Source organism: Gordonia sp. IEGM753, from assembly GCF_050321825.1.
GTDB lineage: Bacteria > Pseudomonadota > Gammaproteobacteria > Pseudomonadales > Pseudomonadaceae > Aquipseudomonas.
The window spans coordinates 1,252,947-1,278,062 of record NZ_JBNQGB010000001.1; the positions used below are offsets into that span (position 1 = coordinate 1,252,947).

Genomic DNA, 25,116 nt, shown 5'->3' on the forward strand with positions numbered 1-25,116 from the left:
CTTAACCCCTGACGGAGAGTCAACGATGCCTATCATCAACAGCCAAGTTAAACCGTTCAAAGCAACCGCGTTCAAAAACGGCGAATTTGTCGATGTGACTGATGCCGACCTGAAAGGCAAATGGTCTGTCGTGTTCTTCTACCCAGCCGACTTCACCTTCGTATGCCCAACTGAACTTGAAGACCTGGCAGACAACTACGCCGAATTCAAGAAACTGGGCGTCGAAATCTACAGCGTTTCAACCGACACCCACTTTGCTCACGCTGCCTGGCACAACACTTCGCCAGCCATCGGCAAAATCAAATACACCATGATCGGCGACCCGACCCTGACCATCTCGCGCAACTTCGACGTACTGATCGAAGAAGCAGGTCTGGCTGACCGTGGCACGTTCGTGATCAACCCTGAAGGCCAGATCAAAATCGTTGAGCTGAACGACGGCGGTGTTGGTCGTGACGCTTCCGAGCTGCTGCGCAAAATCAAGGCTGCTCAGTACGTCGCTGCTCACCCAGGCGAAGTGTGCCCAGCCAAGTGGAAAGAAGGCGAGGCCACTCTGGCTCCGTCGCTGGACCTGGTCGGCAAGATCTAAGTCTGTGAAACACATCAGGGCGGGTCTCCGCACCTAAGTAAGCTGCACCGCCCTCAAAAACGCCCGGGCGAGATTCGCTCGGGCGTTTTTTTTAAATGTTCAAAAGGAAATCGCCCGTATGTTGGAAGCCAATCTTAAAGCCCAGTTGAAGTCATACCTGGAACGGGTCACCCAGCCGATCGAGATCGTTGCATCCCTCGACGACGGTGCGAAATCCCAGGAAATGCTCGAACTCCTGAAAGAAGTTGCCAGTCTTTCTACCCACATTACGTTGCTCGATAACGGTGACGATGCACGCAAACCATCGTTTTCGATCAACCGCCCCGGTGCCGACATCAGCTTGCGTTTTGCCGGTATCCCAATGGGCCATGAATTCACTTCGCTGGTGCTGGCGTTGCTGCAAGTCGGCGGCCACCCCTCGAAGGCCAGTGCTGAAGTGATCGAGCAGATTCGCTCGCTCAAGGGTGAGTTCAGCTTCGAGACTTACTTCTCGCTGTCTTGCCAGAACTGCCCGGACGTGGTCCAGGCACTGAACCTGATGGCCGTGCTGAATCCGAACATTCGGCACGTTGCAATCGACGGCGCATTGTTCCAAGCCGAAGTCGATGAGCGTCAAGTCATGGCCGTGCCCAGTGTTTATCTGAATGGGGTGAACTTCGGTCAGGGCCGCATGGGCCTTGAAGAAATTCTCGCCAAGATCGACACCAGCGGCATTGAGCGTCAGGCCGAGAAGATCAGCGCCAAAGACGCGTTTGATGTGCTGATCGTCGGTGGTGGCCCGGCCGGCGCAGCGGCAGCGATTTATGCTGCTCGTAAAGGCATTCGCACCGGTGTCGCTGCCGAGCGTTTTGGTGGGCAAGTACTTGACACCATGGCCATCGAAAACTTCATTTCGGTTCAGGAAACCGAAGGGCCGAAACTGGCCAGCGCCCTGGAAGAGCACGTCAAGCAGTACGACGTGGACATCATGAACCTGCAGCGCGCCACTGCGCTGATCCCGGCAAAAAATCCTGGTGAGCTGCACGAAGTGCGCTTTGAAAGTGGTGCAAGCCTTAAAACCAAGGCGTTGATTCTGGCCACGGGTGCCCGCTGGCGTGAAATGGGCGTGCCGGGCGAGCAGCAGTACAAAGCCAAAGGCGTTTGTTTCTGTCCGCACTGCGACGGTCCGCTGTTTAAAGGCAAGCGCGTGGCGGTGATTGGCGGCGGTAACTCGGGTGTTGAAGCTGCCATCGACCTGGCCGGTATTGTCAGCCACGTAACGTTGCTGGAGTTTGACAGCAAGCTGCGCGCCGACGCCGTGTTGCAGCGCAAGTTGTTCAGCTTGCCTAACGTAGACGTCATCACCAGCGCACTGACCAGTGAAGTCAAAGGTGATGGTCAGAAAGTCACGGGGCTGGTGTTCAAGGATCGCAATAGCGGCGAGTTCAAGACTGTGGATCTGGAAGGGATTTTTGTGCAGATCGGTTTGTTGCCCAACACCGATTGGCTCAAAGGCACCGTCGAGTTGTCGCCGCGCGGCGAGATCATCGTCGATGCCCGTGGTGAAACGTCACTGCCAGGTATTTTCGCCGCCGGCGACGTGACTACCGTGCCGTACAAGCAAATCGTGATTGCGGTGGGTGAGGGCGCCAAGGCTTCGCTTAGCGCGTTTGATCACCTGATTCGCTCTTCAGCTCCGGCGTAAACACCGACGCTGAAAACACAAAACCCCATGAGCGATCATGGGGTTTTTTGTGCGTGGATCAAAAGATTACAGTGGCGCTGGCTGAATGATCTCGACCCAGTAGGCATCCGGGTCCTTGATGAACGCCAGGCTCTTCATGCGTCCGTCGTTCAAGCGCTTCTGGAAATCACAGCCCAGCGCTTCGAAGCGCTCGCAGGCAGCCACGATGTCCGGCACGGAAATGCAGATGTGACCAAAGCCACGCGGATCGGTATTGCCATTGTGGTAAGCAAAATCTGCGTCGTTCTCGGTGCCGTGGTTGTGGGTCAGTTCCAGAATGCCAGGGATCGACTTCATCCATTCGGTGCGCGCTGCAGCGTCAGCCGGGATCTGGTTTTTGTCGACCAGCGCTAGGAAGTAGAGGCTGAATTCAGCTTCCGGAAAATCACGCTTTTCTACCAGCGAGAAACCGAGGACGCGGGTGTAGAAGTCCAGCGATTTGGTGATGTCCTTAACCCGCAGCATGGTGTGGTTGAACACAAACTTTTGGGTGGCAGTGTCAGGTTGAGCGGTGACGCCCGGGAAGGTATTCAGTTCGTGCAGGCTCATGGGCTCTCCAAAAATGGGTGCGGCTAACGTATGGCAACAATGATACGCAAGGCAGTCGACATCACCAAACCCAAAGCGTCGGCTCTTGCCTGACCAGCGGGCGAGGGTCAGACTTTAGGCGTCAACTCGTGAGTGTTTAGTGCAATGATCCGATTCTGTAAATTGACCTTCGTCCTGCTGGGCGTCCTTTCGGCGGTTAGCTACGCCCGCGCCGATGCGCCCGTCGTGACATGGCCAACGGGCTGGGAAGTCGAAGCGATCCCGCAAGATGACGCCAAGCCTGAAGTGTCCCGGCAGCGGGCGGTAAAAAATGACGAGGGTGGCACACCGGTGATGGTGATGGAGTTGACCATGACGCAAGTGGAAAGCGGCCATCAGGTCAATCTGCAGGGGGTGTTGCTGGAGATGCGCAAGTCCGTGCAGAAGGACTTTTTTCAAGGCGGCTATCAAAGTGTCTGCAACAAAATCCACCCGTCTACCTTAAGCCGATTGGAAGCATTGGAAACTACCTGCACCATCACGCAAAACGGTCGTCATGTGCTTTCGCAAACATTGGTTGCGGCCGTTGATGCCGACAAGGCTTATGTTCTTTCCTACGCGGGGCAGGCTGAGGTGTATAAGGCGAGTCAGGATGAAATAGCCGCTGCCCGTAACAGTTTGAAACTTTAGTTCAGATTTCCGGGTCACGTTTCAGCACACTCGTGCCATTTAGATAGCCAAAGGGATTAAGCCTAAAGTTAGTCGGCAAGTAGAATTCAATCGTTGCATTTAGATGCTATCCAAGAAAAAGCCCTGCATGTGCAGGGCTTTTTTATCAGCGCGATTGCTTAGCCGCGTAACCAGGAATCGACGGTGGCTGCACCGTACTGTTCTTTCCAGGCTTTCAGGCCACGGTGGTTGCCGCCCTTGGTTTCAATCAACTCGCCGGTGTGCGGGTTGTGATAAACCTTGACCACGCGAGCGCGGCGGGTTTTAGGCGCGGATGACTGTTGCAGGCCGGATTTCGACGGGTTCGGATCGAGGATGGCGACGATGTCACGCAGGCTTTTGCCGTAGGTTTTCATCAGCCCCTGGAGCTTTTCTTCGAATTCGATTTCTTTCTTGAGCCCGGCATCGTTCTTCAAGGATTCCAGCTGCTTGAGCTGTTCTTGAAGGGCCTTTTCAGCGGCACGAAATTCAGCGAGTCTGGACAATATCTTTACTCCAATAGTGTGTTTGGCTGATACCAACCGCAAACAAAGCTATAAGCCAAGAGCCTTGAAGCGACTCGGTGATAATGGCTCACCTGTCAATCTTGCACAGGCATGAAAAATTGTAGTAGTTAATTGCCCAAGAGTAAATCCTGTCTTTTTCTTCATGTAACAAGAGCGAGTCTCTTGATGCAATTTGGTGCGCTTCCTGGTGCCCCATCGCTTATGCAGAAAGTTAATGATCACTTAATGCATTAATGAAATCAGCACCCGGCATCGGTCGTCCGAAGAGATAACCTTGCAAGTAGTTCACGCCGTGTGCCGTCAGATAATCACTTTGTTCTACTGTTTCGACACCTTCCGCAACAATGCCCAGGTCAAGCTTGGCCGACAGCTCGATGATGGTGTCCAGAATGTGCCGCGACAGGGCGTCGACCCCGATCATTGCGACAAAGCTTTGGTCGATCTTGAGAAAATCCACGTTGAACTGCCGCAGATAACCCAGGCTGGAATGTCCCGTACCAAAGTCGTCAATCGCGATCAATACGCCAAGCGCATGCAGTTGCTCGAACAATTGGTGGGTGATGGCGGTAGGCTCGATCAGTTGGCGTTCGGTCAGTTCCAGCACCAGGCTGATTCCGCCGGGTGGGAAGGCTTGCAAAAACGTTTGGCAATCCTTCACCAGTTCAAGGTCTTTGCAATGACTGGCGGTAATGTTGAAACCGACATGAAACGGCCCGCCAAACGATGCTGATACCGGCGCCAGCAACGCAGCGGTTTGCTGCATCAGCGAGCGGGTCATTGGCACGATCAGGCCGGAATGTTCAGCAAAAGGAATGAACAGGTCAGGGCGCACCAAGCCTTCCTTCGGGTGGTTCCAGCGCATCAATACTTCAGTGCCGGCCCACTGCTTGCTGTCGCCGTGAACCACCGGCTGAAAGTAGGGGATGAACTCGTTGGCCTCCAGCGCTCGATGCATTTCATGCGTCGGCGACGTCGCACGCTTTTGCAGGTAATGCCCAAGGGAACCGGAAATCACCCCGAAAAACATCAGCAAGCTGAACAACGGCGGGTACTCGTGGCTCATGTAGCGCCAGGTTTCGCCGGCCGGATAACCCGCTTCAACGGAATAGGCAAAGTGCACGGACGCTAGCCTGGTTTGCGCCATCGGCATCGCCGGCAACCCGTCTGCATGGAATTGGCCATCGGCGGATAACCAGCTCGGGCCGACTTGCAATATCAGCAGCGTGTTGCGCCCGATCAGCCTCAACATATTAGTCAGGTGATAGCCGTCGAGGGTGCTCATGGCGCCCTTTTTTCCTGCACTCAATCGATAAATCAGTAGTGCGGTTTCCGGCGTTATCGGATTGCCTTTCATCAGCAGCAACTGGCCTTTGGTGTAATCGCCCGGGCTGATTTTTTCGCGGTAGTTACCGAACAATGAGCTGCAATAGATGGCGTCGTCCCACACCATGTTGGTCGAGCGCACAAACGGGCGACGGGTTACTTGTTCGCGTAAGGCCAATTCGATGTCGTTGCAGTCTTGCCCCGCCAATGGCAGCAGTTCACGCGCCGCCTGAGCGGTGTTTTCCAGCATCAGGTCGAACTGGCGAATGGCCTCTTCTGCAGTCAATTGGCTGCTGTGCTCGAGGGCTCGTTCTGCTTGCACATAAAGAATGGCTAAACCGAGCAGTATCGGCAGTAATCCACTCAACAGGGTCACGGCGATTCTGGCGCCGCGTTTGCGACGATTTTTCACACTCAACGGCATTCGTGGGGCCTGTCAACATTCAGTGGGCTCCTAGTGCAGTCAGGCCGACCAAGCGCCAGGCTTCGCAAAAAGAGTTTGGGTTAAGGCCATCATAGTTGGCTAACGGTGCTTGCGCTGACTAACCATAGGTCATGGCGGTCGCCAGTTTGATAAAGGCCAATGCAGCGGGGGAGGCGTGAGATTTGTCGAGGACGGCCAGGGCGACTTGACGCGTGATCGCTGGCGACAATCTTCTTTTCACGTAACCACTGTCAATGGTGTCAGGCAATGAGCCCTCGGCCACCACCGTCACTGCTTCCCCCCGATTGACGATGTCCAGGGTGCTAAGCAATTGCGAGCACCGAAACCGGATGTTGGGTGTGAGCCGGGCGCTGCTGAACATCCTTGAAACCAGTTCTGAAGAGCCTGCCTCGGTCAGTACGAAAGGATCGTGGCACAACTCGCTCAACCTCACGCTGTCGCGATCGGCCAGCGCATGCCCGGCAGGCACCAGCGCGACCATCTGATCTTCGATCAGGGCGAACGTATCGAAACGCTCTTCGGGCAAGACCACGAATCCAATGTCAATGCGGCGCTCTTCCAGCCATTGAATGACCTGTCGGTCCGGTCCTTCATCAATGTGCACTTCGATGCCGGGGTGAGCAGCCCGATAATGCTGCAGAATCTGCGGCAATAGCCTGGTTGACGACGTCGGACCGAACGAGCCAATGCGCAGCGTACCGCGCTTCATGCCCCGAGCATCCGCCGCTTCCTGGCGCATCGTATTCGCCAACCCCAGCATCGCCCGCGCTCGCAGCAGGAGTTGCTGGCCGATGTCGCTGAGTTCCACTTGCGACGAATGACGGCACAGCAAATCCACACCCAATTCCGACTCCAGCGCCTTGATGGCGTGCGAAACAGCAGATTGCGAAATGCCCAGGCGATTGGCGGCAGCGGTGAAGCCACGCAGTTCGGCAACCAGTGAAAAAATGTCGAGTTGGGTCAGGGTCATGAGTAATTGCTCATTTTACGATGACTAGGCATTAGCTAAATCATACGTCATCTCTTCTGACGTGGTGCCCAACATCCATGATGTCTGATGCGCAATATCCAACTCGCGACCTGCCGGTTTATTTAAAACTGGCGGGTGTCACCATGATTTGGGGCGGCACCTTTGTCGCCGGTCGGTATCTGGCGGACAGTCTCAGCCCACTGCTCGCCGCCAGTTTGCGATTCCTGCTCGCCAGTATGGCGCTGCTGCTTTATGTGTTTTTGGCGCGAGTGCCACTGATATGGCCTCGTCCCAGACAATGGCTGCGGCTGGCGTTGCTGGGTTTTTTCGGGATCTTTTTCTACAACCTGTGTTTCTTCTATGGGCTGCACTACATCAACGCATCCCGCGCCTCGTTGATTGTTGCGCTGAACCCGGCGGCGATCGGATTGGCGTCATGGCTGCTGTTCAAGGAGCGTTTAAGCCGAGCCAAAGTCATCGGTATCGCGTTGTGCATTGCCGGGGCGGGTGTGGTTATCGTCAGTCGCAACCCTCAAGTGCTGCTAGGCAGTAGCGAGGCGTGGATAGGCGACCTGTTGATACTCGGATGTGTGCTCGGCTGGGGTGTTTATTCGCTGTTTTCAAACGACCTGAACCAGTCGTTGGGGCCTTTGCAAACTGTGTTGTATTCAATTTTGCTCGGCACCCTGATGCTTTGGCTGACCTGTGCCATGCGGGGTGAGGTGAGTGCTGCGGCCATACTGGAACTGGGGCCGCGTCAATGGTTGAGTTTGTTGTACCTGGGCGTTTTGGGTTCGGCGGTGGCCTACATTGGTTATTACGACGGGTTGCGCAAAATCGGCGCAACACGCAGCGGCGTGTTCATCGCCCTCAACCCGCTGACCGCAGTCGTATTGGGCGCGGTGTTGCTGGGTGAGCCGCTGACGTTGCCGATGTGCCTGGGTGGCGGATTGATTGTGGCGGGGATCATGTTGAGCAATAAAGCCCTTGCGCGAGTAGGGGCAAAGGGGATTTGATACAGAAGGCGGACAAAAGTATTTACGCTGTGTAGAATCCGGTTACGCATACAAGAATAATCGTCTTCTGGCAGCAGAAGCCTCGCCCGCATCAGCCTTGGGTCGACAATGAAGATTTATGGGTTCCAATTGATCTACGGTGACTTTCTCGCCCGCAGCGTGAGGGGCATCTCCTGCGCGCCACCCGCCGTTCTCAGCATTGCTAGCAACTAACCCTGGTTAATTGATAAAAATGATGAGGCGCCAAAATGGCAGATTTATACGAAAACCCAATGGGCCTGATGGGCTTTGAGTTCATTGAATTCGCATCGCCAACCCCGAACACCCTGGAGCCGATTTTCGAGATCATGGGCTTCACGAAAGTCGCGACCCATCGCTCCAAAGACGTGCATTTGTACCGTCAGGGCGAGATCAACCTGATCCTCAACAACGAACCCAACAGCGTCGCTTCCTATTTCGCGGCCGAACACGGCCCGTCGGTGTGCGGCATGGCGTTCCGGGTCAAGGATTCGCAAAAGGCTTACAAGCGTGCGCTGGAACTCGGTGCGCAGCCGATCCATATCGAAACCGGCCCGATGGAACTGCACTTGCCAGCGATCAAAGGTATCGGTGGCGCGCCGTTGTACCTGATCGACCGCTTCGGCGAAGGCAGTTCCATCTACGACATCGACTTCGTGTTCATCGAGGGTGTTGACCGCAATCCGGCGGGTGCAGGCCTTAAAATCATCGATCACCTGACGCATAACGTGTATCGCGGGCGCATGGCCTACTGGGCCAACTTCTACGAGAAGCTGTTCAATTTCCGCGAGATTCGTTATTTCGACATCAAGGGCGAATACACCGGCCTGACGTCCAAAGCCATGACCGCACCGGATGGCATGATCCGTATCCCGCTGAACGAAGAGTCGTCGAAAGGTGCGGGTCAGATCGAAGAGTTCCTGATGCAGTTCAACGGCGAAGGCATTCAGCACGTCGCTTTCCTGTGCGATGACCTGATCAGCACTTGGGATCGCCTGAAGAAAATCGGCATGCGCTTCATGACGGCACCGCCAGAAACCTATTACGAGATGCTTGAAGGCCGTTTGCCGAACCACGGCGAGCCGGTCGAACAGCTGCAATCGCGGGGCATTTTGCTGGACGGTTCGTCTGAGCCTGGCGACAAGCGTTTGCTGCTGCAGATCTTCTCGGAAACCCTGATGGGCCCGGTGTTCTTCGAGTTCATCCAGCGCAAGGGCGATGACGGGTTTGGCGAAGGCAACTTCAAGGCATTGTTCGAATCGATCGAGCGCGACCAGGTTCGTCGGGGCGTGCTGACCGCCGAATAAGTCGCTTCAAGTGTAGAAAAACCCGGTCAGCAGCAATGCTGGCCGGGTTTTTTCATGTTGCATTCAAACTGATTTTTTTCGCTGCCGAACCAGGTGCTTGAACCCTTCAAACATCAATACGACCACGGCCAGCCATATCGGAATATACGTCAACCACTCCCCGGATTTGATGCTCTCGCCCAGCAGCAACGCAACGCCAAGCAACAGCACCGGTTCGACATAGCTCAACAGCCCGAACAGGCTAAAGGGCAGCAATCGGCTGGCGATGATGTAGACCACCAGCGCCGAGGCGCTGATGACCCCCAGTATCGGGATCAACAGTGACAGCCACGGATGTTGATCAAACACCTGGAAACCTTGCTCGCCACTCTGTACGAACCAGAAGGCCAAGGGCAGCGTCAGTGCCATGTCCAGCCACAAACCGCCCAGGTTATCGGTCACCAGACGTTTGCGCAGAACGAAGTAGGTTGGGTAGCCAATGCACACCAGCAGGGTCGCCCAGGAAAAGCCTCCCACCTGATACAACTCGTTGATGACGCCGAGCGTCGCCAAACCGGCGGCGATCTTTTGGAAGTAGGAGAGGCGCTCACCAAAGGCGATCCGCCCGGTCAGGACCATGGTCAGCGGCAGCAGGAAGTAGCCCAGCGACACATCCAGGCTATAGCCGTTGAGCGGCGCCCACATGAACAGCCAGAGTTGCACGCCGAGCAGGGCAGAGGAGATCACCAGGCCGGCAATCAATTTCGGTTTGGCAGCAAAGCGCCGGATAATCTCGATCACACGTTTCCATTCACCGGAAACCACCATGTAAACGGTCATGCACGGCACCGTCAGCAGCATCCGCCAGCCGAAGATTTCTACGCCGCTCAACGGGGTGAGCAACGAGGTGTAGTAGTACATCACGGCGAACAGCACCGAGGCCGTGACCGATAAAGCGATACCTTTAGACAAGCTGTCCTCGCGAGGTTGAACGTGAAACGGGTGGCGGAGGATACGTGGTTTTTGTGCCTGATATTGACCAATCGATCAACATCCAGCGTTTTCGCGAGCGAGCTCGCTCCCACGTAGAACTATTTCGTGTGGAAGAACAGAGTTGTTCCCCTCATTGAATACATTCCCCTGTGGGAGCGAGCCTGCTCGCGAAAAATCTCAGCCCCTGTGCGGTTTACGCCCCGACACAAAGTGACTGACGTCATTGAACCCCCGGCGTCGACGCATGCCCCGGTGTCACCAGCGAATCAATGAACGCTTCATCCTGCGCCGTGATCTGCACAGCCTGCGCCTTGGTATAAGCGTCCCATTGCTCCTCCGTGCGTGGCCCGACAATGGCCGAGGTCACCGCGCTATTGTTCAACACCCAGGCAATTGCAAACTCGACGATGCCCACGCCGCGACCTTGGGTGTATTGCTGGATCTGCTGGGCGATGCGCAGGGATTCGACGCGCCATTCAGTTTCCAGAATGCGCTTGTCGGCGCGCCCGGCACGGCTGTTGGCGTCGGGCTTGGCATCCGGAGCATATTTGCCGCTGAGCACACCACGCGCCAACGGGCTGTAAGGCACTACGCCAAGGCCATAGCTTTGCGCGGCGGTGATTTGTTCGGTTTCCGCCTGACGGTTGACGATGTTGTACAGCGGCTGACTGATAACGGGCCGGTCGACGCCAAGCTTGTCCGCCACACGTATGACTTCGGCGATGCGCCAGCCGCGATAGTTCGACAGGCCCCAATAGCGAATTTTGCCCTGACGAATCAGGTCGCCGATTGCCGAAACTGTCACCTCCAGTGGTGTGCTGTGGTCTTCGCGGTGCAAGTAATAGATGTCGACATAGTCCGTGCCGAGACGCGTCAGGCTGGCGTCGATGCCATTGAAGATGTGTTTGCGGCTGAGGCCACTGCGGTTTGGCACGCCATCGACCGGACCGAAGCCGACCTTGGTTGCCAGCACCCATTCATGGCGGTTGCCGGCAATCGCCTCGCCGACGATTTCCTCGGAGCGGCCCTGGGTGTAGACGTCGGCGGTGTCGATGAAATTGATACCCTGGTCCCAGGCCTTGTCGATGATCCGTAACGAATCTTCAGTGCTGGTCTGTTCGCCAAACATCATCGTGCCCAACGTCAGCGTGGAAACCTGAAGGCCCGAATCACCCAGCGTGCGGTAGCTCATGACGACATCCTTTTACCGAAGGGAAAGGCTCAATCAAATACCAGAACAACCGCACGTGGCAAACACATTCGCGAGAGGTCTGCCACGAGGCTCAGATAGATTGAACGATTTTGTCGTCAGGCTTTAAATGTTGACGCGGCTGGTGCACTTGGTGTCAGCGCCGGACTTGTCGAAAATAATCTCAACGCGAACCTGCGAATAACGCCACGGGGCTTCTACGTGCAAGTTAATTGCATGCCATTGCCCGTCTTGTTTCATTGAATCCGTCGAGTTGTGTTTCTTGCTGCCTTTGCCATTGAAATCGGCAACGGTCATGTTGACGTTGGCCTGATGACGGTTCGAACCCCCGGTTTTGGTGATTCGGTATTCCTTCAGGTAAACACTTTTGTGAAAACCGTAGTCGTAGAAAATGCCTTTTGCTTCGCCCCGAAAGTCCTCGCTTTTGCAGGACACCGAGAACGGTTTGGCAGCGGATTGGGTAGTATTTGGCGATGCCTCGGGTGTTGCGGCATTGGCCAGAATGGGCAAGCAGCCCAACGTAAAACAGGCTGCATAGTTTAGTACCGAAAGTTTAATCACTGTCCTTCATCCTTGTTGGGTGTGTGATGACCTCTTCGAAGTGGTTTGTTCCAACTTGCGATAGTGGAGGCAACGCCAGACTAGCCGCTCGCCTCGGTGGTTTATGTAGGTGTCGACTACAGGTCAGGTAAGAAACCTCTACTTGCCCTGTAGTCGCGCTAATTAACGTTGTAAACAGCTACACCCTTAACGTGCGAGTCATGCGCAATGCGAGCACGCTGCCGCAAACAATCACGCCTGCCAGCAAGTACAACGCTGCATCGGTCGAGCCCGTGCTGTCCTTGACCCAACCCACCAGATAGGGGCTGAGGAAACCGGCCATTTGCCCCATCGAATTGATCAACGCCAAGCCGCCTGCAGCAGCGCCGGCACTGAGCAGCGCGGTCGGCACGGGCCAGAACATCGGCAAACCGGTGAGGGCGCCCATGGTGGCGATGGTCAGACCGAGGATGGCGATGGCCGGCGTGGTGGCGAAATTCACCGCAATCAGCAGACCGACAGCGCCCATCAACATCGGTACCACCAAATGCCAGCGCCGCTCTTTGCGCAAATCGGCGGAGCGGCCGACCAGCAGCATGAACACCGCCGCCAGCAAATACGGAATCGCACTCAACCAGCCAATCACCAGGTTGTCGCTGAAGCCCAGGTTCTTGATGATCGATGGCAGCCAGAAGTTGATCGCGTACACACCGCTCTGGATGCAGAAGTAGATCAGGCCGAAGGCCCAGATCGCTGGATTCTTGAACACCGCAGTGAGCGAATCAGTGGTGGTTTTTGGTTTGTTGGCCAGGTCTTCTGCCTGATCGGCCTCAAGCACCGAGCGCTCGTGAGGCGTCAGCCACTTGGCATGGGCGAAGCTGTCGCTCAGCAGGAAATAAGCCAACACACCGAGAATGACGGTAGGAATGCCCTGCAGCAGGAACATCCACTGCCAGCCGGCCAGGCCACCTTGCCCCGCTGCGAAGTGGTTGAGGATCCAGCCCGAAAACGGGCTGCCGAGCAGGCCGGACACCGGGATCGCCGACATGAACAACGCCATGATGCGGCCACGGCGGAACGTCGGGAACCACTGCGAGAGGTACAACACCACGCCTGGGAAGAACCCGGCTTCAGCGGCACCGGTGAACAGGCGCAAGGTATAGAACCCGGTCGGCGTGGTGACGAACAGCAGGCAGGTCGACAGCGTGCCCCAGACGATCATCATCAAGGCGATCCAGCGTCGAGGGCCGAATTTGGTCAGCGCCAGGTTGCTGGGTACGCCGCACAGCACGTAGCCGATAAAGAAAATCCCGGCACCGAGGCCGTACACGGTTTCGCTGAACTTCAGCGCGTCGAGCATCTGCAATTTGGCAAAGCCAACGTTCACCCGGTCGAGGTAGTTGAACAGGTAGCAGATAAAGATGAAGGGGATCAAACGCAGGGTAATGCGTTTGTAGACGGCGTTTTTATCGTCAGCGATAGCCTGGATAGCTGCGGCGCTCTGTGACATGGCTGAATCTCTCTTTATTATGATTTTTTGCGATGCAAGGTTAACGTTGATCGCCCAGTGAGTCTCGGCCACTGCCCAGGCCATTGTCTTTGTGCCTGAGCACAGGCTTTTCAGCCAAGGCCTGTGCGGGTGAACAACCTGCTTCATCACGTTCTCAAGGAGCCCTTTATGTTCGAACTCGATCACGACCTGGCGCAGGATATCGTCGACCGGGCGATGGCCATTTTGCCGTACAACGTCAACGTCATGGACAGTCAGGGTTTGATTCTAGGCAGTGGCGAGCCAGAGCGCGTCAACACGCGGCATGAAGGTGCGCAACTGGTATTGGCCAACGGACGTGTGGTGGAGATCGACGCGCAAACTGCCATCCACCTCAAGGGCGTACAGCCCGGCATCAACTTGCCGCTCTTGCTGGACCAGCGCTTGATCGGCGTGCTGGGTATCACCGGCGAGCCCGAACTCTTGCGCACCTACGCTGAGCTGGTGCGCATGACCGCCGAAATGCTGGTAGGCCAGCGCAACCAACAAGCCGAGCAGCAATGGCGACGCCAGCGTTGCGATGATTTGCTGGCGCTGCTGCTGAGCGAAGCGGGGGAGTCGCCGCGGCTGATCGATGAAGCGCAGCAATTGGGCCTCAAGCCGCAGATGACCCGCGTGCCGTACCTGTTTGAACTGGGCACAGAACACGGGCCGGGACAAACCGTCGAGGCACTCAGCGCCTGGCTTACCTCGCGTTATCCGGACAGTTGGTGCGTGAGTTCGGCGAAGTCATCCTTATTGTGGTGCCGACCAGCCAGCCAGGTAATCGAGAATGATCGGCTGTTGGAAAAACTTGATGGTGTGGGCTGGAACATTCTGCGTCTGGCGGTGGGCGGGCAGGCTGATGGGTTGGCCGGGTTGCGTCGCTGCTATCGACGCGTCGGCGACTTGCTGGCGTATGGGCGCGATCTGTTGCCCGGCTCGCGTTTGCTGACGTTGAACCGATATCGGTTGCCGGTGATGCTCTGGCGCCATCGCAACGACGATGCGCTGGACGAATTGCTCAAGCCGCTGCGCAAGGTGATCGCCAAGGACGGTAACGGTCAACTGTTGGCCACGTTGCGCAGTTGGTGTGACCACGACGGCCAAAGCCAGGCCTGCGCGGACGCGTTGGGTATCCATCGCAACAGTTTGCGTTATCGAATGGAGCGGATTGCCGAGCTCAGTGGGGTCGATCCGTTAAGGCTGGACGGCATGTTGGCGCTGTATCTGGGTGTGCAATTGCTGCCGCAAAGTGACGCTCAGCAGGGTTGAGTGTTTCAGGCTTGAAGCAATCGCAATGCTTTGAAATATATTTCAGCTTTACCTGCACAAAATCTAAAGTTCGCCGATAACGTGATCAGGCGCACACAGAGATGATTCAACGGTGACGCCAGGCCCAACTGCAGCGATCACAGCATGGATGCTCGCAGCCTTACCTACTCCGAGAACCGTCCTATGTCACTGCGTAATCTGAACATCGCACCGCGTGCTTTCCTGGGTTTTGCCTTCATCGCTTTGATGGTTATCGTGCTGGGTGTGTTTGCGGTAAACCGCATGTCGATCATTCGCCAAGTGTCGGTCGACATGGAAAGTAACCAATTACCGAGTGTCGGTTTTCTGGGTAACCTGACTGAAAACGTCCTGCGGCTGCGTATTCTCTCGTTTCGGATTCTGACCAACCGCGATGCGGCGAGTTTGCAGGAAGCCGATTCGCGCATTGTCGTGCTGGTGGACAAGGTCAAGCAGGCACAGGCCAGTTACGCCGCATTGCCGGCCGGTAGTGAAGAGGCTGCGCTGTACAAGACGTTCGCCGCCACACTCGACAGCTACCTGCAAGCGCAGCGCGAAATGATGGACCTGTCGCGGCAGAACAAGGTTGATGACATGCGCACCTTGATCAATACACGGATCAAGGACGGCACCGACCGAATGGGCGAGCAACTCAACCAGTTGATCGCCATCAACAAAGCCGATGCCACCGCTGCCGATGAAGAGTCCAGCGATCAATATGCCTTTGCCACCAACGGCATTATCGTGGTCTCGGTAATTGCCGCGCTGGCCACCGTGCTGCTGGCCTGGTTGTTGACACGCAGCATTGTCACCCCGTTGAACCGTGCGGTGCTGGCGGCTGAAACCATTGCTGGCGGCAACCTGACCAAAACTATCGAAATCGACGGTAAAGACGAACCGGCACGGCTGTTGACTGCCTTGTCGGTGATGCAAGGCAACCTGCGTAAAACCATTGAGCAAATCGCAGGTTCTGCCACGCAACTGGGGGCTGCCGCCGAAGAATTGAGCACGGTCACCGAAGAGGCGTCTCGCGGCTTGCAGCAGCAGAACAACGAGATCGAACAGGCTGCCACCGCGGTTAACGAAATGACCGCTGCGGTAGAAGAAGTGGCGCGCAATGCGGTATCGACTTCCGAGGCTTCCAGCCAGTCGACACAGGCTGCTCGCGAAGGGCGTGATCGGGTGGTGGAGACTGTCGGGGCGATCCAGACCATGACCCAAGACGTGCAAGCTACTTCGGTGATGATTGAAGGCTTGGCCGCACAGGGCCGTGACATCGGCAAGGTTCTGGATGTAATTCGGGCCATCGCCGAACAAACCAACCTGTTGGCATTGAACGCTGCGATTGAAGCTGCTCGTGCCGGTGAAGCAGGGCGCGGTTTTGCGGTGGTGGCGGACGAGGTTCGGGCGCTTGCACACCGCACGGCGCAATCGACCCAGGAAATCGAAAAAATGGTCGCCGGTATCCAGAGCGGCACCGGGGACGCCGTGTCGTCGATGCAGCAAAGCAATCAACGCACCCAGTCCACACTGGAAATGGCCCGCGCTGCAGGTGTCGCGCTGGAGCAGATCACCCAGTCGATTCATATGATCAACGAACGTAACCTGGTGATCGCCAGCGCCTCCGAAGAACAGGCCCAGGTGTCGCGCGAAGTGGACCGTAACCTGGTCAATATTCGCGATCTGGCAACCCAGTCTGCCGCAGGTGCCAACCAGACCAGCGCCGCCTCCCACGAACTGTCGCGCCTGGCGGTGGATTTGAATGCGATGGTGTCGCGCTTCGTGATTTAACCGCACTCACCTTCAATCCGTAGGAGGCTGGCATGCCAGCGATGGCGTTTTCAGCATCGCCATCACCGGCAAGCCGGTTTCCTACGGGTTTGCGTTAACGGTATAAATCCGGGAATCACCACCGACCTGTAGGAGCCTGGCTTGCCAGCGATGGCGGCCGCGAGATCGCCATCACCGGCAAGCCGGTTTCCTACAGGTTTGCGTTACGGCATAAATCCGGGATTCACCACCGACCTGTAGGAGCCTGGCTTGCCAGCGATGGCGGCCGCGAGATCGCCATCACCGGCAAGTCAGTTTCCTACGGGTTTGCGTTAACGGTATAAATCTGGGATTCACCGCGAGTCCGTAGGAGCCTGGCTTGCCAGCGATGGCGGCCGCGAGATCGCCATCACCGGCACGCCGGTTTCCTACGGGTTTGCGTTACGGCATAAATCCGGGAATCACCACCGACCTGTAGGAGCCTGGCTTGCCAGCGATGGCGGCCGCGAGATCGCCATCACCGGCACGCCGGTTTCCTACAGGTCTGCTCTAACGCCATCACCGGCACGCCGGTTTCTGTGTGTTTGTGAAAATGAACAATAAACGCCATCGCCGCTTGTGCAGCGGACTGGCGTTATTGTTCATGCCTGCTGGCAGCATGAGGCTATTGGAACTGGAGAATTCGCATGAAAATCGTCATAGCCCCCGATTCGTTCAAGGACAGCCTGAGTGCTCAAGGCGTGGCGGATGCCATTGCCCTCGGGTTGGCTGACGTCTGGCCCGATGCGCAGTTGATCAAATGCCCAATGGCCGATGGTGGGGAAGGGACGGTCGAGGCGATTCTGGCCGCGTGCGATGGCGAACTGCGCCGTAATCACGTGCGCGGGCCGCTGGGCAAAACAGTCGATGCCGCGTGGGGATGGCTGCCCCAAAGCCACACCGCGATCATAGAAATGGCCGAGGCCAGCGGTTTGCAATTGGTGCCGCTCGATCAGCGCGATGCCTGCATCAGCAGCACCTTTGGCACCGGTGAATTGATTCGGGCAGCACTCGATGCCGGTGCGCAGCGAATCATTCTGGCAATTGGCGGCAGTGCCACCAATGACGGCGGTGCAGGGGCGATGCAGGCCTTGGGCGTGACGTTGCTCGATGCTCACGATCAGGTCCTGGCACCCGGTGGACTGGCCTTGGCGCAACTGGCCAAAATTGATCTGTGTGGCATCGATCCGCGCCTGACCCAAGTACGTTTCGACATCGCCGCCGACGTCAACAATCCACTGTGCGGTCCTCACGGTGCGTCGGCTATTTTCGGCCCGCAAAAAGGCGCTTCACCCGAGCAGGTCCAGCAATTGGATCACTCGCTTGGACACTTTGCCGAACACTGCGCGCGAGCCTTGAACAAAGACGTGCGCGATGAACCGGGTAGCGGTGCGGCCGGTGGTTTGGGGTTTGCCGCCAAGGCGTTTCTCGGCGCGCAATTCAAGGCTGGGGTTGAAGTGGTCGCGGAGTTGGTTGGCCTGGACGATGCGATCAAAAATGCCAATCTTGTGATTACCGGTGAAGGTCGTTTCGATTCGCAAACCCTGCGCGGCAAAACGCCATTTGGTGTCGCAACGATCGCTAAACAACATGCGGTTCCGGTCATTGTTATCGCAGGCACCTTGGGGGATGGATACCAGCAGATGTATCAGCATGGCGTCGATGCCGCGTTTGCCCTGACTTCTGGCCCGATGACGCTTGCGCAAGCGTGCGCCGATGCACCACGTCTGTTGCGTGAACGGGCAGGTGATCTGGCGCGAGTCTGGCGAGTTGCTCTCGGAGACTGAGTAAAAATGCCATGTCTTTTTTAGGGGGGGTGGCCACTACTGTATGCACAACCACCTGTCATCTCTGACAGTATCGCGATTCGAATAACTGTTGCTTAATTCGCTCAAGGCCTTAGTGGTCCCGCAGAGCGAGGGGATGAGTGTTGCCGTTCCCGACCGTATCGACCTGCCAACAGACTTGATAGTCATTGAATGTGCAGTGGCTAAAACGATACGAGTTGGAGAGCGATAACATGGCAAGTGACGGCAGAAAACAAAAACTTCCCTCCTGGAGCCAACGGGTACCCGGGCGGGCCGATCCGGGATCGTTTCCCGCTCCGGACATCAGCGCGGTGACACTGCCTGGACTACCGGAAGGATTGTTTCCAAGGGCTGCGCTTGATACTGGGGTCACACTGGAAGTCCCGCGTTGGCAGACTATTCCAACGGATCCAGACGACTATGAAACGATCACGCTCCAATTCGCCGCTCCGGGCGGTGCCAATTATGTAGATGTAGTGAAGGCCGACTACGTCCCTGGTACAACCGATCTTCCCGTCAAAATCACCATTCCCTCCGAATTTTTGTTGAAAGACGAAAATGAAGGCGCATTCAACATGCGCTATGAGCATGAGAACTACCTTGGCACCAAAGGTTATTCCGACGACGTCCTGGTTTTCATCGACAAAGTCCCTCCCAATGGCACTGCTGCGCCTGGGAAGCTCACCTATACGATCACCCCACCCTTTACAGACGCTAATCTGACGGGAACCGATGTCGAATGTGTCGTCCCGGTATGGACCGGTGCAGCGCCAGGCGATTTGGTCGCATTTGCATGGATCAAGGATTCCGTGCCCGAAGATCCCGATGACATCGTGCCCATCGCTGTGGTCACGCTGGGGACTGACCGGGTGGTGAAGATCCCGGTCGCGCTCATCCGGTCATTAGGCGATGGCAACTTCTGCGCTGTTTATACCGTTTTCGACAAGGCCCTGAACCGCAGTCGAATTTCGCAATATGACGTGATTCCGGTCGCAATCGGTGAGTTTCCCCCGATGCCATACCCGGCACTGAACGTGCCCGAGGCGGATGATGGTCAAGTGACCCGAGCCGACGCCCTGCAAGGCGTATTTGTCGAGTTTCAAAGAATTTTGCATGCTAAACCTACCGACCAGATAGCGATCATCTGGGGCGGGAAGGAACTGTCTTACCGCACCCCCGTGGGTTCCAACCCTCCCAGCCGAATGAGCGTTGCAGTCGATTGGGCGCACATGAGGGATGTGTACGGAGCCGCCGTTTTACCAGTCTTAACCTCTGTCGAGTACACGTTGTACCGTGGCTCAGTGGCGTTGGGTGGGGCGTCCGACGATGTCCTCGTCGATTTCTCCATGACAGGCCCGGTGAACCCAAATCCAGAGCCAGGCAACCCGAGCCTTCATCAGCTGGAGGTGCTGGGTGAGAGCGACACGCCAAACGTGTTGATCGCCAGTGATGAGAACAAGCCCATCGTCGCCAAGATCACACTTTATGATCCTCTGACTGCTGGTGATGTCCTCCAGGTGTATTGGAATAAAAAGCCTATCGGAACGCCTTACTCAGTGAAACCGTTGCCCCTGACGAAGTAGAGTTCGAAGCTACGCGTTGGTATGAGTATTTCCTGACATCACAAGATGGGCAGCAGGCGAGTCAAGTGGTGATCGATGTTAAAGGGGTGAAAACAAGAAGCCTTGTCGATGGACTCAGCCGCCCGGTATACGAAGAGCGTCAAGACGCGGACAACCCGTTGCGCGCTGCGCAATACCGGCAAACCTGGTCAGCCCGGTACACCGATGTACTGCAGCAGGTTCAGACGTACACCTATGACACCGCGGGTCGCCTGGAACATACCCGCTTGGGCACCACGTCTTCGAGCTTTACCTTTGATAGCCTCGGGCAGTCGAGCACGATCAACACTCAAGACAGCGCCAGCGGCCAACAGGTGACAATCACTCTGGAACACGATGGATTGGGACGTGAGACAAAACGGACTTTTGACCTGGATGGCGTCGAGCAGGATTTGAATCAGGTCTATAACGAGGTCGATTTACTGGTTCGTCGAACGCTGCGGACGGGCGGGACGTTGTTGCGCGATGAAACCTATGATTACGATCCCCGTGGACGCCTGGTGCTTTATCAATGCCAAGGCAGCCAGCCGCCGGTAGACCCTTATGGCAAGGCCATTGTCAGCCAGCTGTTCAGATTCGATGTGATTGATAACCTGATCCGCGTGACTACCACCTATCGCAGCACGGGCGATACCAACAGTACCAATATCGCTGTCTACAGTTACACGGGGGTCGACCCCGCGCAGCTGACTAAAGTAACCAACTCAGCGTCGGGTGACGGATATCCTGCGGTCATCGAACTCGCGTACAACGCTGACGGCCACATGACTCGGGATGAAGAAAACCGCGTTCTGGAATACGACACCTTGGGCCGCTTGATTCATGTCAGTGCCTCGCCGGGTGGAGAATCGGGGACTTATAACTACGACCCGCTGGACACGTTGTCCGGGCTTGATGACGGTGATGGCGCAGAGCGGCGCTTTTATCGTGATGGCGAACTGGCCAATCAGATCAAAGGGGCTAACAGCAGCACCTTCATGCGTGGCGATGGAGTTGTGCTCGTCGAGCACCAGGCAGGTGCTGACCCAAAGTCGTTGATGCTGGTCAGTGATGCCAGTAGCAGCTTGATCAGTGAAGTCGCCAATGGTGGCGTGAACTCCATCAACTACACGGCCTATGGGCATCGCACGGGTGAACATCCGGTCAACTCGCAGGTGGGCTACAACGGTGAAGTCAAGGAACTCAAGACCAATTGCTACATGCTGGGCAATGGTTATCGGCAGTTCAGTCCGTCGCTGATGGTGTTTTTCAGTCCGGACAGTCTGAGTCCGTTTGGTGTGGGCGGGATCAATGCTTATGCCTATTGCGAGGGGGACCCGATAAATAATGTGGATGAAACGGGGCACATGCCGCGGCGAGTGAGTTTTGTGCCAGCGCAGGCCGCGCCCCTGAGGCCAATTGACGCGCGCTTCGAGGCGATAGCGGAAAACTTAAAGTTCAACCGCCGCGCTGAAGTATCTCCCTCGCAAGCGGCACGCTCGAGGTTAACCAGGGATATTGCCTTGCTAACACCGGGTACCGCTGAGTCAGCCGTTCGTGTACGCCGTAGAGCACCGTCGCCGGCGCCGCAGGAGCCGCCACCGGATTATGATAGTGATACTGGGCCGGCGGCGGTGAAGTCAATCTCAAGCAGGCGCGCAAAAAGTGATCCTGTCGTTCCAGGCGCATCGGGTTCGACAGTCGAGGCCCGACCAGCGAAATCAGGAAGACCGTCGTCCGCCAGAACCCACGTGCCAAAACCACGCGAATTGACCGAAAAAGAAAGGGAAAAAGCTTTAAGCGCCAGGATCGAGGAGATCAGGGCACTTCACGGTAAACGGCTATGAACCGAACATTTTACTGTGTACGCCAGGGTTCTGATTCGTTAACCCGTTAACGCTTGATAATTGCACCCACCTTGCGCCATGGCCAAGTCCGACTTGCCCATGGCGGTTTTCTTTTGCCGACAGATGGTTTTTCACGGCCAAGGTTTGTGCGCAAAGCATTCGCTAATGAAGGGCTGAGTAAACGTCGGCGCTTGTGCGCGGCGTGAAAGGATCGCTTGAGGTCGTTAAGTGCACTGTGGAAGACCGATGACCTCGACCGCGTTCTGAGCCTGAGCAACATTAGGCAGGATGTCGCCGATAGCCATTTAAGAGCTAGTCAGTACCACGGGTGAGGTCGAAGGGTAGTGAATACAGCGTCTATTCCAGCTTCATGAGATTTTTCGACAGGGGGAGCAACGAAGCGCAGGTCGCTGAAGGACGTTGATTCAAGGCGATTCGATCAACCCTTGTTCTTTCGCCATCAACATGGCAATCCAGCGCGACCTCACGCCGAATTTTCGGCGAATATTGCAAAAGTGATAATTCACACCTGCTTCGGTGCAACTGATAATCCGCGCGATTTCCCAGGATGACTTACCCAAGGCGCTCCACTGCAAAATTTCTTTTTCCCGGGCCGTCAGCGATATCGCCACGGATTCTTTCGCCTCGTGCACCGGGTATTCGATCGGGATGGGCCATGGTCGAACTGGAAGGTCGTTGGTGGGGTACATAATTTGATCTCCGATCCATCATCATTGACGGCGGGGGCGCGGCATAATCCTACAATTGCTGTAGGGCATGTGCCGCACCGCCGTCCTGCAGATTCCCGTATCAGGGCTGAAGGTACGATTTCTTATAGCGCGAAACGGCCAGATAAGAACCTGTCACAAATTACAGGTTGCCGACTTTAATAAGACGTTGGAGAAAGCGCACTCGACAAACCATCATTAGCATTGCAGGCGAAATCTCTGAGTTGAATTTTCTGCAATCGATCTGGTAATTATCTGATTGATTTAGGGTTTTATCAGGCATTGATGTGCCCATCACAACACCCGGGCAGCGGTCAGAAGGGTGCTCGAGTCGCTTGGTTTTCTGTGTTTCACAACCGTTTCCGTCCGTCGTTTTTCAAACGGCGCTGGCACGCTGGGTAATTTGAGATACGGTTGAAGCCTGGAACCCGCGCGACTGGAGAAATGCATGCGCTACTCAGCTTTGACCAAACGAATCGCCGGTGACGGAGCGGCGGCGTGGCACATTCATGACCGAGCGCTGCAACTGCGCGAACAGGGTGTCGATGTGTTGCTGCTGTCGATCGGCGATCCGGATTTCGATACACCGAAACCCATCGTCCAGGCAGCCATCGACAGCCTGCTGGCCGGCGATACTCACTACCCTGAAGTACGTGGCAGCCGGGGCTTGCGCGAGAGCATCGCCCGTCGTCACCGGCAACGCAGCGGCCAAGTGGTGGATGCCGAGCATGTGATTATTTTTCCCGGTGCTCAATGCGCGGTGTATTCGGTGGTGCAATGCCTGCTTGATCCGGGGGATGAGGTGATCGTCGCCGAGCCGATGTACGTGACCTATGAAGGTGTGATCGGCGCATGCGGGGCGACAGTGGTGCCAGTGGCGGTTCGCCCGGAAAACGGCTTTCGGGTCGATCCGGCGGATGTAGCGGCATGCATCACTCCCAAGACCCGCGCCATTTTGCTCAACAGTCCGAACAACCCCAGCGGCGCCAATTTGTCGCTGATGATCTGGCAAGAACTCGCATCGCTGTGTATTCACCACGACTTGTGGCTGATCAGCGACGAGGTTTACAGCGATCTGCTGTATGAGGGCGAGCACATCAGCCCGGCGAGCCTGCCAGGCATGGCCGAGCGCACCGCGACCATCAACAGCCTGTCCAAATCCCACGCCATGAGCGGTTGGCGGGTGGGCTGGACGATCGGCCCGAAACCCATGGCCGAGCATTTGGTGCATTTGTCATTGTGCATGCTGTTTGGCATTCCGGATTTCATTCAAAACGCTGCGCAGTTGGCACTGGATGAAGATTTGCCCGAGGTGGCGCTGATGCGCGATGAGTACCGCCAGCGTCGCGACCTTGTATGCGAGAGCTTGAACCACTGTCCGGGCATCCGCGCCATTCGCCCGGACGGTGGCATGTTCGTGATGGTCGATGTGCGTCAGACCGGGTTATCGGCCCAGCAATTCGCCGAGCGATTACTCGACGGGTATGGCGTTTCGGTATTGGCGGGTGAGGCGTTCGGGCCGAGCGCGGCGGGGCACATCCGGCTCGGATTGGTGGTGGATCAACAGAAACTCGCGGATGCCTGTCAACGAATTGTGTTGTGCGCGACGGATTTGCTGGAGGCGCGCCGGGCCTGATTTCTTAAGCCTTCCACGCCTGCGTGTTCACCAAATTCATCGGCCGCTCACCCGCCAGCGCGGCCAGCAAATTGTCCACCGCACAGGTCGCCATCGCCTCACGTGTTTCATGCGTTGCCGAACCGATGTGCGGGGTCGCCACCACATTGCTCAACTGCAACAGAGGCGAATCATGGTTCAGCGGTTCGCGTTCGAATACATCCAGGCCTGCCGCGCGAATCTGTCGTGAACGCAGCGCCTCGATCAGCGCCGCTTCATCAACGACTTTGCCCCGGGAAATGTTGATGAAAATGGTGTCGGGGCGCATCTGGGCAAATTGCTCTGCGCCGATCAAACCTTCGGTTTCTGCGGTGAGCGGCAGGGTCAGGCAAACGAAATCAGCCTGCTGCAACAGGTCGGGCAAGGTCCGATACTGCGCATTGAAGCGCTGCTCTACCGCAGGTTTTGGCGAATGACTGTGGTAGATCACCGGCATGTTGAAACCGAAATGCCCGCGTTGGGCGAGTGCCTCACCGATGCGCCCCATGCCAATAATGCCCAACGTCTTGCCGTGTACATCGCTACCGAAATGCGCGGGGCCAATGTTGCGACTCCACTGACCGCTGCGAACCATGTTCGCCAACTCCACGACTCGCCGGGCCGTTGCCAGGATCAGCGCGAAACCGGTGTCGGCGGTGGTTTCAGTGAGCACATCCGGCGTATTAGTGAGCAAAATCCGGCGCTCGGTCAGGTAGTCGATGTCGTAGTTGTCGACGCCCACCGAGACGCTGGCGATGGCCTCTAGATCAGGCGCCAGATCGAGCAACGTAGCGTCCAGTTTCAGGCTGGCACCCAGCAAGCCGTTAGCACGCGGCAGGGCATCACGTAGTTGCGCCAGGCCTTCGGCATTGAGGTTGTTGATCAACGTGACTTCGGTCTGCTCGTGCAGTCGAGCCATCAACGTCGGCGAGAGTTTTTTGTACAGAACGACCTGCTTTTTCATCGGAGTGA

At 56.5% G+C, this 25,116-nt stretch carries 21 protein-coding genes; 11 read left to right on the forward strand and 10 right to left on the reverse strand.

The window, feature by feature from the left end:
- Window positions 1-25 precede the first annotated feature (25 nt).
- Together ahpC and ahpF are read left to right on the forward strand one after the other, a co-directional pair.
- Complete coding sequence (gene ahpC, locus ACQR3R_RS05830; RefSeq protein WP_428271063.1) at window positions 26-589, forward strand: alkyl hydroperoxide reductase subunit C; 564 nt, start codon at window positions 26-28, stop codon at window positions 587-589.
- A gap of 118 nt (window positions 590-707) precedes the next feature.
- Window positions 708-2,273, forward strand: coding sequence for an alkyl hydroperoxide reductase subunit F (gene ahpF / locus ACQR3R_RS05835; protein WP_428271064.1), 1,566 nt, complete (start codon window positions 708-710; stop codon window positions 2,271-2,273).
- Between the two features lie 66 nt (window positions 2,274-2,339).
- Here the strand turns inward: ahpF and gloA are convergent, their stop codons facing one another.
- Entirely contained in the window at window positions 2,340-2,861 is a 522-nt protein-coding gene (gene gloA / locus ACQR3R_RS05840; RefSeq protein ID WP_428271065.1) for a lactoylglutathione lyase, read from the reverse strand.
- A gap of 162 nt (window positions 2,862-3,023) precedes the next feature.
- Here gloA and ACQR3R_RS05845 point away from each other — a divergent pair, with 162 nt between their 5' ends.
- Window positions 3,024-3,530: a DUF4946 domain-containing protein gene (locus ACQR3R_RS05845; RefSeq protein WP_428271066.1), complete on the forward strand. Its 507-nt coding sequence runs from the start codon at window positions 3,024-3,026 to the stop codon at window positions 3,528-3,530.
- A gap of 158 nt (window positions 3,531-3,688) precedes the next feature.
- On the opposite strand, the gene ACQR3R_RS05850 is transcribed toward ACQR3R_RS05845, so the two are convergent.
- The 3 genes from ACQR3R_RS05850 to ACQR3R_RS05860 form a co-directional block, all read right to left on the reverse strand.
- Window positions 3,689-4,054 carry a histone-like nucleoid-structuring protein, MvaT/MvaU family gene (locus tag ACQR3R_RS05850; protein WP_428271067.1) on the reverse strand — a complete coding sequence of 122 codons (366 nt, stop codon included), beginning with the start codon at window positions 4,052-4,054 and terminating at the stop codon, window positions 3,689-3,691.
- A 232-nt stretch (window positions 4,055-4,286) separates the two neighbouring features.
- Complete coding sequence (locus tag ACQR3R_RS05855) at window positions 4,287-5,822, reverse strand: EAL domain-containing protein (RefSeq protein ID WP_428271068.1); 1,536 nt, start codon at window positions 5,820-5,822, stop codon at window positions 4,287-4,289.
- 118 nt (window positions 5,823-5,940) lie between these two features.
- Entirely contained in the window at window positions 5,941-6,813 is an 873-nt protein-coding gene (locus ACQR3R_RS05860; protein ID WP_428271069.1) for a LysR substrate-binding domain-containing protein, read from the reverse strand.
- A 77-nt stretch (window positions 6,814-6,890) separates the two neighbouring features.
- Here ACQR3R_RS05860 and ACQR3R_RS05865 point away from each other — a divergent pair, with 77 nt between their 5' ends.
- Together ACQR3R_RS05865 and hppD are read left to right on the forward strand one after the other, a co-directional pair.
- Entirely contained in the window at window positions 6,891-7,829 is a 939-nt protein-coding gene (locus tag ACQR3R_RS05865; RefSeq protein WP_428271070.1) for an EamA family transporter, read from the forward strand.
- A 248-nt stretch (window positions 7,830-8,077) separates the two neighbouring features.
- On the forward strand, window positions 8,078-9,154 hold the full coding sequence (gene hppD, locus ACQR3R_RS05870) for a 4-hydroxyphenylpyruvate dioxygenase (protein ID WP_428271071.1): 1,077 nt from the start codon (window positions 8,078-8,080) through the stop codon (window positions 9,152-9,154).
- 63 nt (window positions 9,155-9,217) lie between these two features.
- On the opposite strand, the gene rarD is transcribed toward hppD, so the two are convergent.
- From rarD to ACQR3R_RS05890, 4 genes are all read right to left on the reverse strand, one after another.
- Window positions 9,218-10,105 carry an EamA family transporter RarD gene (gene rarD / locus ACQR3R_RS05875; RefSeq protein WP_428271072.1) on the reverse strand — a complete coding sequence of 296 codons (888 nt, stop codon included), beginning with the start codon at window positions 10,103-10,105 and terminating at the stop codon, window positions 9,218-9,220.
- 241 nt (window positions 10,106-10,346) lie between these two features.
- The gene (locus tag ACQR3R_RS05880) at window positions 10,347-11,318 is read right to left on the reverse strand and encodes an aldo/keto reductase (protein ID WP_428271073.1); all 972 of its coding nucleotides are present in this window, start codon (window positions 11,316-11,318) and stop codon (window positions 10,347-10,349) included.
- A gap of 123 nt (window positions 11,319-11,441) precedes the next feature.
- Window positions 11,442-11,897 carry a hypothetical protein gene (locus ACQR3R_RS05885; protein WP_428271074.1) on the reverse strand — a complete coding sequence of 152 codons (456 nt, stop codon included), beginning with the start codon at window positions 11,895-11,897 and terminating at the stop codon, window positions 11,442-11,444.
- 178 nt (window positions 11,898-12,075) lie between these two features.
- Window positions 12,076-13,386, reverse strand: coding sequence for an MFS transporter (locus ACQR3R_RS05890; RefSeq protein ID WP_428271075.1), 1,311 nt, complete (start codon window positions 13,384-13,386; stop codon window positions 12,076-12,078).
- 168 nt (window positions 13,387-13,554) lie between these two features.
- Here ACQR3R_RS05890 and ACQR3R_RS05895 point away from each other — a divergent pair, with 168 nt between their 5' ends.
- From ACQR3R_RS05895 to ACQR3R_RS05915, 5 genes are all read left to right on the forward strand, one after another.
- Window positions 13,555-14,679: a sugar diacid recognition domain-containing protein gene (locus ACQR3R_RS05895; RefSeq protein WP_428271076.1), complete on the forward strand. Its 1,125-nt coding sequence runs from the start codon at window positions 13,555-13,557 to the stop codon at window positions 14,677-14,679.
- A 183-nt stretch (window positions 14,680-14,862) separates the two neighbouring features.
- On the forward strand, window positions 14,863-16,488 hold the full coding sequence (locus ACQR3R_RS05900) for a methyl-accepting chemotaxis protein (protein ID WP_428271077.1): 1,626 nt from the start codon (window positions 14,863-14,865) through the stop codon (window positions 16,486-16,488).
- A gap of 665 nt (window positions 16,489-17,153) precedes the next feature.
- Window positions 17,154-18,293 carry a glycerate kinase gene (locus ACQR3R_RS05905; protein WP_428271078.1) on the forward strand — a complete coding sequence of 380 codons (1,140 nt, stop codon included), beginning with the start codon at window positions 17,154-17,156 and terminating at the stop codon, window positions 18,291-18,293.
- A 233-nt stretch (window positions 18,294-18,526) separates the two neighbouring features.
- Window positions 18,527-19,897 carry a hypothetical protein gene (locus ACQR3R_RS05910; RefSeq protein ID WP_428271079.1) on the forward strand — a complete coding sequence of 457 codons (1,371 nt, stop codon included), beginning with the start codon at window positions 18,527-18,529 and terminating at the stop codon, window positions 19,895-19,897.
- 65 nt (window positions 19,898-19,962) lie between these two features.
- Window positions 19,963-21,762 carry an RHS repeat-associated core domain-containing protein gene (locus tag ACQR3R_RS05915; RefSeq protein ID WP_428271080.1) on the forward strand — a complete coding sequence of 600 codons (1,800 nt, stop codon included), beginning with the start codon at window positions 19,963-19,965 and terminating at the stop codon, window positions 21,760-21,762.
- Between the two features lie 425 nt (window positions 21,763-22,187).
- Here the strand turns inward: ACQR3R_RS05915 and ACQR3R_RS05920 are convergent, their stop codons facing one another.
- Window positions 22,188-22,472 (reverse strand): LuxR C-terminal-related transcriptional regulator, encoded by a 285-nt coding sequence (locus tag ACQR3R_RS05920; protein ID WP_428271081.1) that lies wholly within the window; start codon window positions 22,470-22,472, stop codon window positions 22,188-22,190.
- 466 nt (window positions 22,473-22,938) lie between these two features.
- Between ACQR3R_RS05920 and ACQR3R_RS05925 the strand changes: the two genes are divergently transcribed.
- Entirely contained in the window at window positions 22,939-24,126 is a 1,188-nt protein-coding gene (locus tag ACQR3R_RS05925) for an aminotransferase class I/II-fold pyridoxal phosphate-dependent enzyme (RefSeq protein ID WP_428271082.1), read from the forward strand.
- Window positions 24,127-24,130: 4 nt separating this feature from the next.
- On the opposite strand, the gene ACQR3R_RS05930 is transcribed toward ACQR3R_RS05925, so the two are convergent.
- On the reverse strand, window positions 24,131-25,108 hold the full coding sequence (locus ACQR3R_RS05930) for an NAD(P)-dependent oxidoreductase (protein ID WP_428271083.1): 978 nt from the start codon (window positions 25,106-25,108) through the stop codon (window positions 24,131-24,133).
- Between the last annotated feature and the right edge of the window lie 8 nt (window positions 25,109-25,116).

Excerpts from the sequence above, each read along its gene's own strand:
- ahpC (WP_428271063.1), top strand. The coding sequence starts at position 26 with ATGCCTATCATCAACAGCCAAGTTAAACCGTTCAAAGCAACCGCGTTC.
- ahpF (WP_428271064.1), top strand. The coding sequence starts at position 708 with ATGTTGGAAGCCAATCTTAAAGCCCAGTTGAAGTCATACCTGGAACGG.
- gloA (WP_428271065.1), bottom strand. The coding sequence starts at position 2,861 with ATGAGCCTGCACGAACTGAATACCTTCCCGGGCGTCACCGCTCAACCT.
- ACQR3R_RS05855 (WP_428271068.1), bottom strand. The coding sequence starts at position 5,822 with ATGCCGTTGAGTGTGAAAAATCGTCGCAAACGCGGCGCCAGAATCGCC.
- ACQR3R_RS05860 (WP_428271069.1), bottom strand. The coding sequence starts at position 6,813 with ATGACCCTGACCCAACTCGACATTTTTTCACTGGTTGCCGAACTGCGT.
- ACQR3R_RS05865 (WP_428271070.1), top strand. The coding sequence starts at position 6,891 with ATGATGTCTGATGCGCAATATCCAACTCGCGACCTGCCGGTTTATTTA.
- hppD (WP_428271071.1), top strand. The coding sequence starts at position 8,078 with ATGGCAGATTTATACGAAAACCCAATGGGCCTGATGGGCTTTGAGTTC.
- ACQR3R_RS05880 (WP_428271073.1), bottom strand. The coding sequence starts at position 11,318 with ATGAGCTACCGCACGCTGGGTGATTCGGGCCTTCAGGTTTCCACGCTG.
- ACQR3R_RS05890 (WP_428271075.1), bottom strand. The coding sequence starts at position 13,386 with ATGTCACAGAGCGCCGCAGCTATCCAGGCTATCGCTGACGATAAAAAC.
- ACQR3R_RS05895 (WP_428271076.1), top strand. The coding sequence starts at position 13,555 with ATGTTCGAACTCGATCACGACCTGGCGCAGGATATCGTCGACCGGGCG.
- ACQR3R_RS05900 (WP_428271077.1), top strand. The coding sequence starts at position 14,863 with ATGTCACTGCGTAATCTGAACATCGCACCGCGTGCTTTCCTGGGTTTT.
- ACQR3R_RS05905 (WP_428271078.1), top strand. The coding sequence starts at position 17,154 with ATGAAAATCGTCATAGCCCCCGATTCGTTCAAGGACAGCCTGAGTGCT.
- ACQR3R_RS05910 (WP_428271079.1), top strand. The coding sequence starts at position 18,527 with ATGGCAAGTGACGGCAGAAAACAAAAACTTCCCTCCTGGAGCCAACGG.
- ACQR3R_RS05920 (WP_428271081.1), bottom strand. The coding sequence starts at position 22,472 with ATGTACCCCACCAACGACCTTCCAGTTCGACCATGGCCCATCCCGATC.
- ACQR3R_RS05925 (WP_428271082.1), top strand. The coding sequence starts at position 22,939 with ATGCGCTACTCAGCTTTGACCAAACGAATCGCCGGTGACGGAGCGGCG.
- ACQR3R_RS05930 (WP_428271083.1), bottom strand. The coding sequence starts at position 25,108 with ATGAAAAAGCAGGTCGTTCTGTACAAAAAACTCTCGCCGACGTTGATG.